This is a genomic window from Bacillus siamensis KCTC 13613 (assembly GCF_000262045.1).
Classification (GTDB): domain Bacteria; phylum Bacillota; class Bacilli; order Bacillales; family Bacillaceae; genus Bacillus; species Bacillus siamensis.
On sequence record NZ_AJVF01000013.1, the window covers coordinates 376,168 to 391,962 of the forward strand.

Genomic DNA, 15,795 nt, shown 5'->3' on the forward strand with positions numbered 1-15,795 from the left:
GTGTCAGCGTTCACATAAGCAAATTCTGAACGAAACAGCCCGCTTCCTTTTTTTGAATCATTTCTCCTCGTCTCGAAAGCAGCAAGACAGTCAGGAAAGCATAAAAAATACCCTGCCTGATGACAGACAAGGTATAGTTTTTATAGTCTTCTTCTTTTCTCAAACAATCGATCCACTTCTTCAGCCAAATCATCAGTAATCAAGGGCTCAATGTTTTCAGCCAGTCTTTTCGTATGTACCGGGCTTGCGCCGCTTGTTGATACTGATACTTCAATGCGTCCTTTGCGGATGATCTTCGGCATATACACGCTGCCCTGTTCAGCGTTGCTTACACAGTTGACCAGCTGCGTTTCAGAAGCGCTTGCGGCTATCTTCTGATTCACGCCTCGGTCATTTGTCGCGGCAATAATAAAAAAAGCGGGCGTGAGATCCTTCATTTCAATTTTCCGGGCAATCCAGCGGATGCGTCCTTCATCCGCAAGCTGTTTAATTTCAGGCAGGACATCGGGACTGATTACAGTAATATCCGCGCCTTCCGGAAGCACTGTTTTCAGCCTTCTTAAGGCAACATTGCCCCCGCCCGCGATGACAATTCTTTTTCCGCTGAGATTAATGTGAAGAGGCAGCATACTGTCCCCCCTTAAAATCAAACTGCCCGCCGGGGTTTCGAACAGCCTCTGTCACACGGTTCAAAAACGCCTGCTTAATATGCGGGTGAAAACCTAAGTATGAAGCGAGATGCACATTTCGATTGACCGTCTGAAGCTTTTGGACTTCCCGTTGAATTTCAGTCATTAAAAGCCCTGTAAACAGAAGATACGGGACGATAAAAACGGGTGCTCCGCCATCTTCTTCAAGGCCTGCAAACACTTCTTTATAGTGGGGATCACAGGCTGTTAAAAAACAAGGGATGACTTCTTTAACAGGTGTGATCGCCTCAAGTTTTCCGGCAATCTCACTGACGGCATTTTTAACCGCCGGATCTGTGCTTCCTCTGCCGATCAGCACCACTTTCGCCTGCTCAATCGGCACTCCGGTGTCCTCAATGCGATGATGCACCGCTTTGACGACTTCATCATCCACTCCGATCGGGACACCGTATGTTACTTTTATATCGGGATGCCGGGCCGCTGCACGGGCGATTTCAGCCGGAATGTCATGCTTTGCGTGGGCAGCGGTCAAGAGCAGCAGCGGCACAGCCGCGATATGAGTGGCGCCTTGTTTGACACATGCTTCAAAGCCCGCTTCAATAGACGGTTCCTGCAGTTCTAAAAAACAGATTTCCTGAATGGGAGCGTCAGCGTGCGGCATGCACCCTTTTAAAAACGCGGCCGATTCTGCCTGCGCTTTTTTCAGCCGGCTTCCGTGCCCGATGTATAAAATCGCCTGCTTCATTTACAACGCCTCGCTCAGATCCGGATTTTTCAGTTCAGATTCAAACCAGTCCAGCTTGCAGTGATAATTAACGACATCACCGATGACGATTAAGCTCGGATTTTTGATTTCTTCTTTTATCACTGTGTCTGAAAGTGTGCTGACGGTGCAGACGACTGTTTTTTGCCTGTCCGTCGTTCCCCAATGAATAAAGGCCGCCGGAGTGCCGCCGTCTCTGCCGTTTTCCAGCAGCATTCTTTCAATCTGCCGGATATTTTTAATCCCCATATAAATCACCAGCGTATCAATGCCCGTCGCCAGTGCTTTCCATTTTTCTTCAAAGTCGTCTTCTTGTTTATAATGCCCTGTAACAAATGCGACATTGGAGCTCGCCTCCCTGTGCGTCACGGGAATGCCGGCGTAAGCAGCTGCCGCGATTCCCGATGTAATGCCGGGAACGATCTCAAACGGAATGGCGTTTTGCGCGAGAGCCTCCGCTTCTTCGCCCCCGCGGCCGAAAACAAACGGGTCGCCCCCCTTGAGCCTGACCACGGTTTTTCCCTTTTTCGCATACTTCACAAGGAAACGGTTGATCGTATCCTGCTTCATAATATGAAAATCCGGGAGTTTTCCGCAGTAAATCAGATCCGCTTCTTCTCTTGCATACTGTAAAATCTCTTTGTTTACCAATCTGTCATATAGTATAACGTCCGCTTTCTGTATGGCTTTCATTGCCTTGACCGTTAATAAGTCCGGATCTCCCGGACCGGCTCCAACGATAAATACTTTCCCCATAGCATGTCTCCCCGATCCGTTTTGACATCTTCACAGAACAGCCGCGAGGCCGCACCTCAGCTATTTTACCATATCCCGCCATTAGGGAGGATATCCGGCTGATTGCGCGGCCTTTTCGGACTTATTATGCTAAGCTGTTTTTCACAAAATCAATCAGTCTGCCGGTGCATTCTTCGCGTTCATATTTTCCTGAATCAAGTACGAGCTCAGGCGCATTCGGCTCTTCATACGGTGAGTCGATTCCCGTAAAGAACGGAATTTCGCCGTTTCTGGCTTTTTTATACAAACCTTTCGGATCGCGCTTTTCACATATATCGAGGTCGCATTTCACATAGATTTCATTAAATTCGCCTTCTTCCACGAGCTCCCTCACCTGATCTCTGTCCTCACGGAACGGAGAAATAAAGGCCGTAATGACGATGGTGCCCTGCTGAACGAAAAGCTTTGCCACTTCCCCGATTCGGCGTATATTTTCCTTGCGGTCATCATCAGAAAATCCTAAGTCCTTGTTTAAGCCGTGACGGATGTTATCTCCATCAAGCACAATGACTTGATAGCCCTGTTCAAACAGCTCGCGGGCTGCGGCGTTTGCAATCGTAGATTTCCCTGAACCGCTTAAACCCGTCAGCCAGAGGATAGAGCTTTTATGCTTGTTTTTCTGCTGGTATTCTTCTTTCGTTATTGAGGCTTCATGCCATACGATATCACGATTTGTCACTCTTTTTTCCTCCTTAAGAAACGCCTGCTTCTTCTTTCGTTTTCAGCCCTTTAATCAGCACATCGACAACTTCAGGACGGCTGAATTCCGCCGGCGGCATGACGCCGCTTCGCAGCATTTCTCTGACCTTTGTTCCCGACAGAATGACGTGGTCTTCTCTGTCATGCGGACATGTTTTGGCCGTTCCCATGTTGCCGCATTTTTGGCAGAAGAAGCTGTGCTCGAATTTCATCGGTGTAATCCCGAGCTCATCCGCTGTAAATTGATCAAACAGCTCTTGCGCTTCGTATGTTCCGTAGTAATCACCGACGCCGGCATGATCGCGGCCGACGATAAAATGCGTGCATCCGTAGTTTTTGCGGACAAGCGCGTGGAAAATGGCTTCTCTCGGCCCCGCGTACCGCATTGCCGCCAAAAATACGCCGAGGAAAACACGGTCTTTCGGATAATAATGATCGAGCAGCACCTGATAGCTTTCCATTCTGACATCCGCCGGAATGTCATCTGATTTTGTTTCACCGACGAGCGGGTTCAAAAACAGGCCGTCAACCGTCTCAAGCGCGGTTTTCTGGATATATTCGTGAGCGCGGTGAACCGGATTTCTCGTTTGGAAACCGACGATGGTTTTCCAGCCTTTTTCTTCAAAGCTTCGTCTCGTTTCAGCAGGTTCAAATGTAAACTCAGGAAACTGCTTTGACGCTTTTTTAATTAACGTGATCGGCCCGCCGACATACGTATCGCCGCGTGAAAATAGTTTTTTCACGCCTGGATGAGCGTCATCATCGGTTTTATATACGTGAACGGCTTCTTTCTGTTTATCCGGCGTATAAATATCTTCGATGTCCACTGCGCCGTATGTTTCTCCGCCGTAAGTCAGTTTTACGGTGTCTCCGACAGCAAGCTCAGCCGCTTTTTCTGAATCGACCGGAAGCGTAATCGGCAAAGACCAGACGGCCCCGGATGCCAGACGCATATTTTCAACGACTGACACGTAATCTTTTTCTGTGAAAAATCCTTCAATCGGGCTGTAGGCACCGATTCCGATCAGCTCTAAATCAGCAAACGAAATCAAATCCAGCTCAATTTCTTTTTGGACGGATGTAAGATCATACTGCTCATTCACCCGATTAACTAATGTTCCTCCGTGCGGTGCTAGACTCATAGTACATTTTCCTCCCAGTTAACAGATAAATAAACTCAGATTAATAGTTAAATGCCCCCGCCTTGTTCATGGACAGAGCGCTTCTCTTTTCGGATGGCTTTCATCAGACTGGCGGCTCCGCCAGCTGCCAAAAGCACGCTGGCCATCATAAAGATGGAATAGTAATCTCCTTTTAACAGCAGAGAGACAAGCAGATACGAAATCGACAGTGACAAAAACGGTGAAACGACCCATACTTTGAGCATCGTTTTCACGACTTCTTTATGAAAAACGTTCGGCCCGTTTTTGGCCATTCCGATACCGATGATTGATGATGATGTCACCTGCGCCAAAGGAACCGGCAGACCGAACACGGAACTGATAATGACAAGCCCGGCCCCGGTTCCGGAAAGCAGTATGCCTTCGCCGGCAGAAAATCTCGTAATCTTTTTCCCGTTGGTTTCAAGCACTCTGCGTCCTAAAAGCAGAGCGCCGAGAGCAACAAAGATGCCTCCGTACAGCGTCCCTTTGGACACGCTGAGCACGCCGGCGGCAACTAAAGGCCCTACCGCATTTGCGACGTTGTTCATTCCGGCTGAAAAAGCTTCCCAAAACCCCGCAATAAGCAGGACAATCCCCAAAACCTTCTGTTTCCGGCTCGAAATGACTCGAATATTCAGAGAACTGGATACCTTCGATACGAGAAACGTGAAACAGAACGCGACAAACGGAACGAGCACCCAAAAAATCACGATGACCAAAAGATGCTGCAGAAACAATACTTTGTACGCGACGCCGACCCCGACAATCGCCCCGACGGTGACCTCGCTCGTCGACAGCGGAATGCCGAGCACATTCGCCGTGAATAACGATAACGCCGCAGCTCCGATAATAATGCAGACAATGGTGAGCGTAATGGTCTGTTCGGGAATGATTCCGCCGCTGATCGTCTTAACGACTTCTCCGCCGCCGATAACCGCCCCTGACAGGACGCCGGCCGCGCAGATGATCAGCGCATACGTTTTCTTTTTAACGGCGCCGGACCCGTAAGCGACTCCCATTGAAGCCGCGGCTCCGCTGGCTCCGATATTCATGGCGAAAAACAGGCAGAATAAAATAGCGGCTAATTCCATTGTGCAGCTCCTTTATTCATGCAGTCCGCATTCTGTTTTCGCCATTCCGTTCCATCTGCCGCTCCGCAAGTCTTCTGCGGTAAACGCAGGTGAAGTGCACGGTTCACAGCCGATGCTCGGATAGCCCTGATCATGAAGAATGTTGTAATCCAGCTCATGCTTGGATGTATATCTCCAGATGTCTTTCCACGTCCAGTGGATCAGCGGGCATACTTTAATGGAATGAAACTTATCGTCTTTATTCAGGAAATTCGTATTCGCCCGGCTCGGCCCTTGATCGCGTCGGAGGCCGGACAGCCATGCCGGACGCCCGGCAAGCGCTTCTCTTAACGGCAGAATTTTTCTGATGAAGCAGCACTGGTTCGGTTCTCTTTCCCACAGTTTATCTCCATGAGCCTCGGCCTGTTCCTCAAGAGTAAGGCTGGGCTTTTTCAGGATGATGTTCAGTCCCGGGTAACGTTCTTTCACTTTTTCGATCGTTTCATATGTTTCTTTAAAGTGAAGTCCTGTATCGAGAAACACGATTTCCGCGTCTTTTTTCACTTTAGAAATTAAATCGATCAGGACGATTCCCTCAATCCCGAAGCTGCACGCGTAAACAAGCTGGTCTCCGTAGTGGCCGTATGCCCATTTTAAAACGGACAGCGCGCCTTTATAGGAATCGTCTTCCGGAAATGTAATCGCCGGTTCCTCCCATGTGTCATACGTTAGCATTTTTTCTTTCCTCCTCCCGGAGACAATCAAACAGCTGTTGTTTTCTGCCGGTTGTCTTATCCCTCAATCTTTTTTCATATAAAAAACTTTCAATCCAGCGGAATGAAAGACAGTGACCCGTTATAGCCCTTATCTTCAAAATGCTGTGCATTTTTCTGGATGCGGCACCTTGCATGATACGCAGGTTGCCGGGCGTCATCGGTCCAGTCCCTCAGCCGCTCTTGATAAGCTTTTTAGATTTGTACTAAATTTTAGCACAATTCTAACAGAAGTCAACCCGAGTTTTTTGATAGGAATAATAAAACAGGCCCTGAGGCCTGTTTTTATTGTCATTATTTTTTAAACCAATCTTTTGACTCGGGATTTTGTTTCCATGATTTCAGTTTCTCAATGTCATCTGAATGTATCGTTCCGTTTTCAAGCGCTACTTCAATCAGCGTGTCATAATCTGTTAACGAGTAGTACGGCAGACCCGCTTTTTTAAAGGCTTCTCTTGCTTTCGGCAGTCCGTATGTAAAAATTGAAAGGACGCCGAGAACTTCCGCGCCCTCTCTTTGAAGGGCCGCCGCAGCTTCAAGCACGCTGCCACCGGTAGAAATCAAGTCTTCAATCACGACTGTTTTTTGTCCTTTTTTAACGGCGCCTTCTATTTGATTTCCTTTGCCGTGCGCTTTCGGTTTGCTTCTGACGTAGCACATCGGAGCGCCTGTACGATCTGCGAGAAGCGCAGCATGTGGAATGCCTGCCGTTGCAGTGCCCGCGATCATCTCCGCCTCGGGGAAATGCTCTTTCAGCAGTCTGCCGAGCCCGTCTGCCACATCATTTCTCACTTTTGGATACGACAATGTCAGGCGGTTGTCACAATAAATCGGCGATAAAATGCCGCTCGCCCACGTAAACGGCTCATTCGGGCGTAAAAAGACAGCTTCAATGTGTAATAGATGTTTTGCGATAGCCTGTTTCATCGGCGAACGCCCTCCCATTCCAGTTTAATGGCTTCATATGCTTTAACGGGGTTTTCCGCTTTTGTAATTGAACGGCCCACGACAATGGCAGACGAACCGTTTTCTTTCGCAAATGACGGAGTCGCCGTCCGGACTTGATCATCAGCTGCGTCATTGGCCGTGCGGATGCCCGGCGTGACTGTCAGAAATGACGGCCGGACCGCTTCATAAATGGCTTTTGTTTCATGAACCGAACATACCACGCCGTCCAGCCCGCACTCTTCAGCCATTTTGCCGTAATGCACAACCGTTTCTAACAGCGGCTTTTGCAGCAGAAGCTCTTCCTTCGCCATCTGCTCTGAAGTGCTCGTCAGCTGGGTGACTGCGATTAATGACGGGCGTTTTTTGCCTGCCGGGGTGCCTTCTTCAAGCCCCTCAAGAGCTGCGCGCATCATGCGTCTGCCCCCTGCGGCATGTACATTGACGAGATCAACGCCGAGGCCCGCAAGCCGCTTCATCGCTTTATTGACTGTAGTCGGAATATCATGAAGCTTCAAATCTAAAAATATATCACAGTTCCGTTCTTTTAATTGATGAATGATGGCGGGTCCTTCCTGATAAAAAAGTTCCATCCCCGTTTTGACAAACAGCTTTTCCTTTTCAAACAAATCTAGAAACGCTAAAGTTTCTTCTCCTGATGCAAAATCAAGCGCGATGATGGGCAGGTTGTTTTGCATGTTTCCAGCTCCTTCCGATGCATTCACTTACAGATTGATAACCGTATTGGCGCAGCACATGAGGGAGCTGTTCAATGATTTCCGGGCAGACGAACGGATTGACGAAGTTGGCCGTCCCTACGGCAACCGCACTCGCTCCGGCGAGAAGAAATTCTAATGCATCTTCTGCGGTCTGGACGCCGCCCATCCCGATAATCGGAATTTCAACGGCCTGGCTGACTTCGTATACCATCCGGATGGCGACCGGTTTGATTGCCGGGCCTGACAGTCCGCCCGTTTTATTTGCTAAAATCGGCCGTCCCGTCTTAAGATCAAGCCTCATCCCGACGAGTGTATTAATCATCGTCAGCCCGTCAGCACCGGCCGCTTCAATCGCTTTCGCAATTTCGGTTATGTTTGCGACATTAGGAGAAAGCTTCACATACACAGGCACTGAGGAAACTTCTTTCACCGCTTTTGTCAGATCGGCCGCCATGGCGGGATCAGTTCCAAAAGCAATCCCGCCCGTTTTGACATTCGGACACGAAATGTTCAGCTCAAGCGCATGCACATTCGGCGCTTGGCTGATGCGTTCGGCCACTTCTTTATAGTCTTCCACCTGAGAACCCGCGACGTTTGCGATAATCGGCGTGTCAAACTGTTCGAGCCAAGGCAGCTCATGATTGAGCACATGCTCCAGACCGGGATTTTGCAGTCCGATGGCATTCAGCATTCCCGCGCTTGTCTCCGCCACTCTCGGTGTCGGATTTCCGAAGCGGGCTTCGTTCGTGGTGGCTTTAATCATGATGCCTCCGAGGCATGATAAATCGTAAAATCCGGCATATTCCTTCCCGAAACCGAAACATCCGGAAGCGGGGATGATCGGGTTTTTCAATTGGAGACCCGGCAGAATCACCTCTAACATTACAGCGCCACCTCCTCAGCTTTAAATACCGGCCCGTCAAGGCAGACTTTTACATACGACGTATCGCTTTCGCCCGTACGGCACACGCAGGCGAAGCAAGCCCCTATTCCGCAGCCCATCCGCTCTTCCATCGAAAGGTAAACCTCTTTATGGCCGTACTGCTGCTTCAGCGCTTTCAGCATCGGTGTCGGCCCGCAGCTGAGCAGGACATCGAATTCGAGCTGCTTTTCGCGGATGACATCGGTGACAAATCCTTTTTCTCCATATGTTCCGTCAGCCGTCGCCACGTAGGTATCTCCGTACGCGAGACATTCCTGTTCGTAAAAAACATCCTTTGCTGATTGAAACCCAAGCACGTGAATAACGTTTACGCCTTTTTCCGTCAGTCGCTTTGACAGTTCCTGCAAAGGCGGAACCCCGACTCCGCCTCCGACTAACAGCGCGGTTTTGCCGGATTCTATCCGCCGGACGGGGAATCCGTTGCCGAGAGGGCCGAGAACGTCTATCCTGCCGCCCTCTTTTTTCTCAGACAAAAGACGCGTCCCCTCACCGTCAGCTCTGTAGATAACGGATACTTCATCCGCGGCGAAATTGACGTCCGCAATGCTGAGCGGCCTTCTTAATAGCGGCGTGACCGCGTCACTTACCTTCAGATGAAGAAATTGTCCCGGCTCGGTAAAGTGCCGGACAACCTCTCCTTTCAGCACCATCTTATAAATCCGGTCGGCAATTTCTGAGTTGGATTGAACAGTCAAGTGCGCTTTCTTCATACCGTAACGGCCGCCTTTTGATTGGTTTCAGATGCAGGCATATGATCCGCCCGGAATGTCATGCTTTCCAACACCCGCAAAATGGCTTCGGCCGTATCTAAAGATGTCAGGCAGGCGACTCCGTTCTCAACGGATTCACGGCGGATTCTGAAGCCGTCTCTGGCCGGCTGTTTTCCTTTTGTCAGCGTATTGATGACAAATTGCGCTTCTCCATTTCTGATGACGTCGATGAGATTCTTCCCTTCTTCGCCGATTTTCCCGACAACCTGAGCCGGAATCTGAGCGTCTTTCAAATAAGCGGCCGTTCCTTCCGTCGCCATGATGTTATAGCCGATAGCATGGAACCGCTTCGCGATCAGAAGTCCTTCTTCTTTATCTTTATCAGCAACAGTCAACAGCACCGAGCCGTAATTCGGAATTTGAATGCCAGAGGCAATCAGCGCTTTATAGAGCGCTTTTTCAAGAGTTGAATCTTTGCCCATGACCTCTCCCGTCGACTTCATTTCAGGCCCTAATGTAATATCCACTCTTCTCAGCTTCGCGAATGAGAAGACAGGCGCTTTCACATATACCCCCTGCTGTTCAGGCTGCAGTCCCTCTTGATAGCCGAAATCAGCAAGCTTTTGGCCGAGAATGACCTTTGTCGCCAGATTCGCCATCGGGATCTTTGTGATTTTGCTTAAGAACGGCACGGTTCTGCTTGACCGCGGATTTACTTCAAGCACATACACTTCACCTTGCGACAGGACGAATTGGATGTTCAGCAAACCGACGATGTTGAGGCCTTTTGCCAAGGCTACAGTGTATTGTTCGATTTTTTTCTTAATGTCTCCGCTTAAAGACTGAGGCGGATAGACGGCGATTGAATCCCCTGAATGGACGCCGGCCCGCTCGATATGCTCCATAATTCCCGGGATGACGACTGTTTCGCCGTCAGATACGGCGTCGACTTCGATTTCTTTCCCCGTCAGATAACGGTCGATTAACACCGGATGCTGCGGGTTGATTTTGACCGCATTTTTCATATAGTGAAGCAGCTCTTCTTCGTGATAGACGATCTCCATCGCCCGTCCGCCGAGCACATATGAAGGGCGGACAAGAACCGGATAGCCGATGGATGCGGCAATTTTGACCGCTTCATTCACCGACACAGCGGTTTTTCCGAGCGGCTGCGGCACGTTCAGCGCCTCAAGCGCCTGCTCGAACTTATCCCGGTCTTCCGCACGGTCTAAATCCTCAAGTGATGTGCCGAGAATCTTGACGCCGCGGGCGCTCAATTCTTCCGCAAGATTGATCGCAGTCTGGCCGCCGAATTGGACGACGACGCCTTCCGGCTGTTCCAAATCAATGATATGCATGACATCTTCAACCGTCAGCGGTTCAAAATACAGCTTGTCTGAAATACTGAAATCAGTTGACACTGTCTCAGGGTTGTTGTTGATAATAATCGCTTCATAGCCTGCCTGCTTGATCGCCCAGACAGAGTGAACGGTCGCATAGTCAAATTCGACGCCCTGTCCGATGCGGATTGGGCCGGAGCCGAGGACGACGACGCTTTTTCTTGATGTCACTTCTGATTCATTTTCTTCCTCATATGTGCTGTAGAAGTACGGGGTTTCTGATTCGAATTCCGCCGCGCACGTATCCACCATTTTATATACAGGCTTGATGGCTGCTTCTTTTCTCATTTGGTACAGCTCTTGTTCCGGCATATTCCATTCCCGGCTGATGTATTTGTCGGAGAAACCGAGTTCCTTCGCTGTCTGCAGGACGGTGAGGCTGCCTTTTTCCGCTTTCAGCTTGGTTTCAAAAGCGACCAGCTTACAGAGCTTGTGCAAAAAGAAGACGTCAATTGCGGAAAACTCATGAAGCTGTTCGACTGTGTAGCCTCTTCTGAACGCTTCTGCAAGGTAAAACAGCCGTTCATCTCCGGCCTTTCTGATCCGTTTTTCCAAAAGTCCGTCAGAAATCTCTTCCGCATCCTTCAATTCCAGGTGATAGACATCGGCTTCCAATGAGCGGACTGCCTTTAACAGCGATTCTTCAAGGGTGCGTCCGATAGCCATGACCTCTCCGGTGGCTTTCATCTGCGTTCCGAGTCTGCGGTTTGCCGATTCAAATTTATCAAACGGCCAGCGCGGGATTTTTGACACGACATAGTCAAGCGCGGGCTCAAAAGCCGCATATGTTTTTCCCGTTACGGGATTCATCATTTCATCAAGAGAAAGCCCGACTGCGATTTTCGCCGCAAGCTTTGCGATCGGGTAACCCGTCGCTTTTGAGGCGAGTGCTGATGAGCGGCTCACCCGCGGATTCACTTCGATAATGTAATATTGGAAGCTGTCGGGATCGAGCGCGAGCTGAACATTACAGCCGCCTTCTATGCCGAGCGCGCGGATCAGCTTTAATGAAACATTGCGCAAAAGCTGGTATTCCCGGTCGCTCAGCGTCTGGCTCGGAGCAACGACGATGCTGTCGCCCGTATGGATGCCGACCGGGTCGATATTTTCCATATTGCAGACGACGATCGCATGATCTCTGCTGTCTCTCATGACTTCATATTCGATCTCTTTGTAGCCGGCGATACTTTTTTCCAATAGGCATTGATGGACGGGGCTTAGTTTTAATCCGTTTTCGACGATCTCTTTCAGCTCCGCTTCATTCGAGCAGATGCCTCCTCCCGTTCCGCCTAAAGTGTAAGCAGGGCGCACGATAACCGGAAACCCGATCCGGCCGACAAATTCCTCGGCTTCCTGCAAAGTGCGGATGATCTCGCTTTCCGGCACCGGTTCATTCAGCTCATTCATCAACGTACGGAATAAATCGCGATCTTCCGCCTGCTGGATGGCGGACAGTTTTGTGCCGAGCACTTCCACTCCGCATTCCTCGAGAACCCCGAGTTCAGACAGCTCGACGGCAAGATTCAGTCCGGTCTGCCCTCCGAGGGTCGGCAGGATGGCATCCGGCCGTTCTTTTCTGATGATACGTGTGAGAAATTCCGTCGTCAGCGGTTCGATGTATACCCGATCTGCCATTTCCGTATCCGTCATAATGGTTGCCGGATTTGAATTAACGAGAATGACTTCATAGCCTTCTTCCTTTAAAGCGAGACACGCCTGCGTGCCCGCATAATCAAATTCCGCCGCCTGCCCGATAATAATCGGGCCTGATCCGATCACTAAAATCTTTTTAATATCTACGCGTTTTGGCATACCGCTTCCCCTTCTTTCTCAGTTGTTTCGATCAAGTCAATGAATCTGTCAAATAAATGATTGGCATCTTCCGGCCCCGGTGAAGCTTCGGGGTGGTACTGAACCGTAAATGCCGGCAATGTTTTATGCTTGAGGCCTTCGATCGTTTGGTCATTGATCGCAATATGCGTCACTTCAAGCTCCGTCTCATCTATAGAAGAAACTGTATATCCGTGGTTTTGAGCGGTTAAAGCGACTTTCCCTGTCGCAAGCTCTTTAACCGGATGGTTGGAGCCTCTATGTCCGAATTTCATTTTTTCCGTATCTGCTCCTGATGCCAGCGCAAATAATTGATGGCCGAGACAGATTCCGAATAACGGCACCTTCCCGAGTATGCCTTTTATCATCTCAATCGCTTCCGGCACATCTTTCGGATCTCCGGGTCCGTTAGAAAGCATGATGCCGTCCGGCTTCAGTTGGAGCACTTCTTCCGCCGTTACATTGTACGGCACAACGATGACATCACATTTTCGTTTGTTTAATTCTCTTAAAATGCCGTGCTTCATGCCGAAATCAACGAGTACGATGCGTTTGCCGCGGCCCGGACTCGGATAAGCCGTTTTCGCCGATACTTGAGCGACTTGATTTCTCGGCAGTTCCGTTTCTTTCAGACGTGCCAGAACCGCTTCGACATCCTCCTCGCAAGATGCAAATGTTCCTTTTAATGCACCGGCCGTGCGGATCATTCTTGTGAGCTTTCGCGTGTCAATCCCTTGTAAGCCGGGGATATTTTTCATTTTTAAATACTCGTCAAGCGTGTAAGCAGATCTCCAGTTGGAAGGCAGCTCGCACAGTTCTTTTACGATCAGCCCTTTTACAAAAGGAGTGATGGATTCAAAGTCATCTCTGTTAATCCCATAGTTGCCGATCAGAGGATACGTCAGCGTCACGATCTGCCCGCAGTAGGAAGGGTCTGATAAAATTTCCTGATAACCGGTCATTCCCGTGTTGAATACGACTTCACCCGCGGTATGCTCCAGGCTCCCGAATGCTTCACCCTCAAATACCGCTCCATTTTCCAGCACTAGTCTTCTTTTCATTTGACGAGTCTCCCTTCTTCATATGCAAGCTTACCGGCAGCCATCGTTGCAACAGGCCAGCCGAAGCACTTCATCTTGTTGAATGGCGTATTTTTTCCTTTAGATAAAAATGTATCTTTGTCAATGGCCGCTTCTTTTTCCAGATCAATCAGGGTGATGTCAGCCGGTGCGCCCGGTGCAAGCGTTCCATACGGAAGACCGAACGCCTCGCAAGGTTTTGTTGTCATGAAATCAACCAGCTGCTTCAGCGTCCACGTCCCGTTTTTCACAAAATGTGTGTACAGAAGCGGAAAGGCTGTTTCTAAACCGACGATACCGAAAGGCGCAAGCTTCATGTCCGTGTTTTTCTCTTCTTCTGTATGCGGCGCATGGTCTGTGGCGATGAAATCAATCGTTCCGTCTAAAAGCCCTTCGATCAGCGCCGCTCTGTCCTCTTTGCTGCGAAGCGGCGGATTCATTTTAAAATTGGTATCAAGCCCCGGGATATCTTCGTCACAAAGCAGCAGGTGGTGCGGCGACACTTCGGCTGTCACGCGGATTCCCGCTTTTTTTGCGTCTCTTACGGTTCTGACGGATTCTTTCGTGCTGATATGACACACGTGGTAATGGCAGCCCGCCGCTTCCGCCAGAAGCACGTCACGGGCGATATGTACCGCTTCACAAATGGAAGGTATGCCGTTCAGGCCGTTCGCTTTGGAAAACGATCCTTCATGCACGCTTCCGCCGTAAATAAGTGAGTTATCCTCACAATGAGCGACAATCGCTTTATTTATTGAAGCCGCCCGTTTCATGGCTTCATACATCATTCCGGCCGTCTGAACGCCGACACCGTCATCGGTGAAGGCGAACGCGCCCGCTTCATGAAGCGCCTTAAAATCTGTCATTTCTTGGCCGGTTTGTCTGATCGTAATGGATGCGTAAGGAAGAACCCTGACAGATGAGGTTTCTTTGATCCGGTTTTGCAGCCATTCCATCTGCTCTTTCGTATCCGGCACGGGCCTTGTATTCGGCATGGCGGCGACTGTGGTAAAACCGCCGCGCGCCGCAGCTTTAGAGCCAGTTTCAATGGTTTCTTTTTTCTCACCGCCCGGTTCTCTGAAGTGCACATGAAGGTCCACGAGTCCCGGTGAGACGAACAGTCCGTCAGCATCAATCACCGTTTCTCCGTCTTGTGCGGTCAGAATGCCGGTTTCCGCAATGATTTCTCCTGTTACCCGGATATCCTGTTTCACTTTTTCTCCCTGTTCATTTAACATCCAGCCATTTTTAATGAGATAAGACATAAGCCGCTTCTCCCCTTTTCGCATTGGTTTGCAGTGCTCTTTTTAAGACTGCCATTCTGATATACACACCATTTTCCATTTGTTTGAAAATTCTTGATTTTTCGCATTCTACTAATGTTGTGTCAATTTCGACTCCTCTGTTCACCGGTGCGGGATGCATGATAATGGCATGCCGCTTCATGCTTTCCGCCCGCTTTGCGGTCAGCCCGTATGCTTCCAGGTAGCCTTTTTGGTCGGCTTCTGTCTGATGCCTTTCATTTTGAATGCGGAGCAGCATGACGACATCTGAAGCTTGTATGGCTTCATCCGTCTGTACACAGGTGCCGAAGGCGTTTTTCTCATCCTGCCATTGCGGCGGCCCTGAAAACAGCACGCGTGCGCCGAGCCTTGTCAGCACCTCGGCATTTGACCTTGCCACCCTGCTGTGTTTGATATCACCATGAATAGAAACCGTCAGGCCCTGAAAGGTCTCAAATTCCTCTTGAATCGTCATTAAATCGAGCAATGACTGAGTCGGATGCTGGCCGCAGCCGTCGCCTGCGTTTAAGATCGGAATATTGACTCTGTCTGTCAGATCTTTGTAATATTCATCCGTGCTGTGCCTGATGACGCAGGCGTCCGCTCCGATTGATTCCAGTGTTCTGACCGTGTCGTATAAGGACTCGCCTTTTTGAACGCTTGTGCTCGTGCCGTCTAAGCTGAGCACGTTCATTCCGAGTTTCTTTTCCGCCACTTCAAAGCTGAACCGCGTTCTCGTGCTCGGTTCAAAAAACAGATTCGCAACGAATTTTCCCGCGAGATCAGGGCGGACTGTACCCTCTTTTATCGCTTTTGCCTCACGCAGCAGTTCTGTAATTTCAGCCGCGCTCAGTTCAGACATCGCCGTTAAATGATTCATGTTTTTTCTCCTCCGTTTCCGCTTGAAGGCCGTAAAAAACACCCCGGTCTATAGACTCGGGGTGCGGTTAAAGAGAGAAGCGGCGTACAGCTT

15 protein-coding genes and 1 riboswitch are annotated in these 15,795 nt (G+C 49.7%); all 15 genes read right to left on the minus strand.

Annotated features, from left to right (window positions below; all coding sequences use genetic code 11):
* Nucleotides 1-140: 140 nt before the first annotated feature.
* A complete protein-coding gene (locus Y79_RS0101895) occupies nucleotides 141-629 on the minus strand; it encodes a precorrin-2 dehydrogenase/sirohydrochlorin ferrochelatase family protein (protein WP_016936171.1) in 489 nt (162 codons plus the stop codon).
* Nucleotides 610-1,395: a sirohydrochlorin chelatase gene (locus Y79_RS0101900; RefSeq protein WP_016936172.1), complete on the minus strand. Its 786-nt coding sequence runs from the start codon at nucleotides 1,393-1,395 to the stop codon at nucleotides 610-612. Before Y79_RS0101900 ends, Y79_RS0101895 begins: the two co-directional genes overlap by 20 nt.
* Nucleotides 1,396-2,169: a uroporphyrinogen-III C-methyltransferase gene (gene cobA / locus Y79_RS0101905; protein WP_016936173.1), complete on the minus strand. Its 774-nt coding sequence runs from the start codon at nucleotides 2,167-2,169 to the stop codon at nucleotides 1,396-1,398.
* Between the two features lie 124 nt (nucleotides 2,170-2,293).
* Nucleotides 2,294-2,887, minus strand: coding sequence for an adenylyl-sulfate kinase (gene cysC, locus Y79_RS0101910; RefSeq protein ID WP_016936174.1), 594 nt, complete (start codon nucleotides 2,885-2,887; stop codon nucleotides 2,294-2,296).
* 13 nt (nucleotides 2,888-2,900) lie between these two features.
* Nucleotides 2,901-4,049 carry a sulfate adenylyltransferase gene (gene sat / locus Y79_RS0101915; RefSeq protein ID WP_016936175.1) on the minus strand — a complete coding sequence of 383 codons (1,149 nt, stop codon included), beginning with the start codon at nucleotides 4,047-4,049 and terminating at the stop codon, nucleotides 2,901-2,903.
* A 47-nt stretch (nucleotides 4,050-4,096) separates the two neighbouring features.
* Nucleotides 4,097-5,161, minus strand: coding sequence for an inorganic phosphate transporter (locus Y79_RS0101920; RefSeq protein WP_016936176.1), 1,065 nt, complete (start codon nucleotides 5,159-5,161; stop codon nucleotides 4,097-4,099).
* 12 nt (nucleotides 5,162-5,173) lie between these two features.
* A complete protein-coding gene (locus tag Y79_RS0101925; RefSeq protein ID WP_016936177.1) occupies nucleotides 5,174-5,875 on the minus strand; it encodes a phosphoadenylyl-sulfate reductase in 702 nt (233 codons plus the stop codon).
* A 126-nt stretch (nucleotides 5,876-6,001) separates the two neighbouring features.
* A riboswitch (SAM riboswitch) is annotated at nucleotides 6,002-6,106 on the minus strand.
* A gap of 101 nt (nucleotides 6,107-6,207) precedes the next feature.
* On the minus strand, nucleotides 6,208-6,840 hold the full coding sequence (gene pyrE, locus Y79_RS0101935; protein ID WP_016936179.1) for an orotate phosphoribosyltransferase: 633 nt from the start codon (nucleotides 6,838-6,840) through the stop codon (nucleotides 6,208-6,210).
* Nucleotides 6,837-7,556 carry an orotidine-5'-phosphate decarboxylase gene (pyrF, locus tag Y79_RS0101940; RefSeq protein WP_016936180.1) on the minus strand — a complete coding sequence of 240 codons (720 nt, stop codon included), beginning with the start codon at nucleotides 7,554-7,556 and terminating at the stop codon, nucleotides 6,837-6,839. Before pyrF ends, pyrE begins: the two co-directional genes overlap by 4 nt.
* Nucleotides 7,525-8,460 carry a dihydroorotate dehydrogenase gene (locus Y79_RS0101945; protein ID WP_016936181.1) on the minus strand — a complete coding sequence of 312 codons (936 nt, stop codon included), beginning with the start codon at nucleotides 8,458-8,460 and terminating at the stop codon, nucleotides 7,525-7,527. Before Y79_RS0101945 ends, pyrF begins: the two co-directional genes overlap by 32 nt.
* Nucleotides 8,460-9,230, minus strand: a complete 771-nt coding sequence (locus tag Y79_RS0101950; RefSeq protein WP_016936182.1) for a dihydroorotate dehydrogenase electron transfer subunit — start codon at nucleotides 9,228-9,230, stop codon at nucleotides 8,460-8,462. The genes Y79_RS0101945 and Y79_RS0101950 overlap by 1 nt, the downstream gene beginning before the upstream one ends.
* Nucleotides 9,227-12,442 carry a carbamoyl-phosphate synthase (glutamine-hydrolyzing) large subunit gene (carB, locus tag Y79_RS0101955; protein ID WP_016936183.1) on the minus strand — a complete coding sequence of 1,072 codons (3,216 nt, stop codon included), beginning with the start codon at nucleotides 12,440-12,442 and terminating at the stop codon, nucleotides 9,227-9,229. The genes Y79_RS0101950 and carB overlap by 4 nt, the downstream gene beginning before the upstream one ends.
* Nucleotides 12,427-13,521, minus strand: a complete 1,095-nt coding sequence (locus Y79_RS0101960) for a carbamoyl phosphate synthase small subunit (RefSeq protein WP_016936184.1) — start codon at nucleotides 13,519-13,521, stop codon at nucleotides 12,427-12,429. The genes carB and Y79_RS0101960 overlap by 16 nt, the downstream gene beginning before the upstream one ends.
* Nucleotides 13,518-14,804, minus strand: a complete 1,287-nt coding sequence (locus Y79_RS0101965) for a dihydroorotase (RefSeq protein WP_016936185.1) — start codon at nucleotides 14,802-14,804, stop codon at nucleotides 13,518-13,520. Before Y79_RS0101965 ends, Y79_RS0101960 begins: the two co-directional genes overlap by 4 nt.
* Nucleotides 14,788-15,702, minus strand: a complete 915-nt coding sequence (locus tag Y79_RS0101970) for an aspartate carbamoyltransferase catalytic subunit (RefSeq protein WP_016936186.1) — start codon at nucleotides 15,700-15,702, stop codon at nucleotides 14,788-14,790. The genes Y79_RS0101965 and Y79_RS0101970 overlap by 17 nt, the downstream gene beginning before the upstream one ends.
* Between the last annotated feature and the right edge of the window lie 93 nt (nucleotides 15,703-15,795).

Bases quoted from the DNA above. Each gene is read 5' to 3' on its own strand.
- Y79_RS0101895 (WP_016936171.1), bottom strand. From the start codon at position 629: ATGCTGCCTCTTCACATTAATCTCAGCGGAAAAAGAATTGTCATCGCG.
- Y79_RS0101900 (WP_016936172.1), bottom strand. From the start codon at position 1,395: ATGAAGCAGGCGATTTTATACATCGGGCACGGAAGCCGGCTGAAAAAA.
- cobA (WP_016936173.1), bottom strand. From the start codon at position 2,169: ATGGGGAAAGTATTTATCGTTGGAGCCGGTCCGGGAGATCCGGACTTA.
- sat (WP_016936175.1), bottom strand. From the start codon at position 4,049: ATGAGTCTAGCACCGCACGGAGGAACATTAGTTAATCGGGTGAATGAG.
- Y79_RS0101920 (WP_016936176.1), bottom strand. From the start codon at position 5,161: ATGGAATTAGCCGCTATTTTATTCTGCCTGTTTTTCGCCATGAATATC.
- Y79_RS0101925 (WP_016936177.1), bottom strand. From the start codon at position 5,875: ATGCTAACGTATGACACATGGGAGGAACCGGCGATTACATTTCCGGAA.
- pyrE (WP_016936179.1), bottom strand. From the start codon at position 6,840: ATGAAACAGGCTATCGCAAAACATCTATTACACATTGAAGCTGTCTTT.
- pyrF (WP_016936180.1), bottom strand. From the start codon at position 7,556: ATGCAAAACAACCTGCCCATCATCGCGCTTGATTTTGCATCAGGAGAA.
- Y79_RS0101945 (WP_016936181.1), bottom strand. From the start codon at position 8,460: ATGTTAGAGGTGATTCTGCCGGGTCTCCAATTGAAAAACCCGATCATC.
- Y79_RS0101950 (WP_016936182.1), bottom strand. From the start codon at position 9,230: ATGAAGAAAGCGCACTTGACTGTTCAATCCAACTCAGAAATTGCCGAC.
- carB (WP_016936183.1), bottom strand. From the start codon at position 12,442: ATGCCAAAACGCGTAGATATTAAAAAGATTTTAGTGATCGGATCAGGC.
- Y79_RS0101960 (WP_016936184.1), bottom strand. From the start codon at position 13,521: ATGAAAAGAAGACTAGTGCTGGAAAATGGAGCGGTATTTGAGGGTGAA.
- Y79_RS0101965 (WP_016936185.1), bottom strand. From the start codon at position 14,804: ATGTCTTATCTCATTAAAAATGGCTGGATGTTAAATGAACAGGGAGAA.
- Y79_RS0101970 (WP_016936186.1), bottom strand. From the start codon at position 15,702: ATGAATCATTTAACGGCGATGTCTGAACTGAGCGCGGCTGAAATTACA.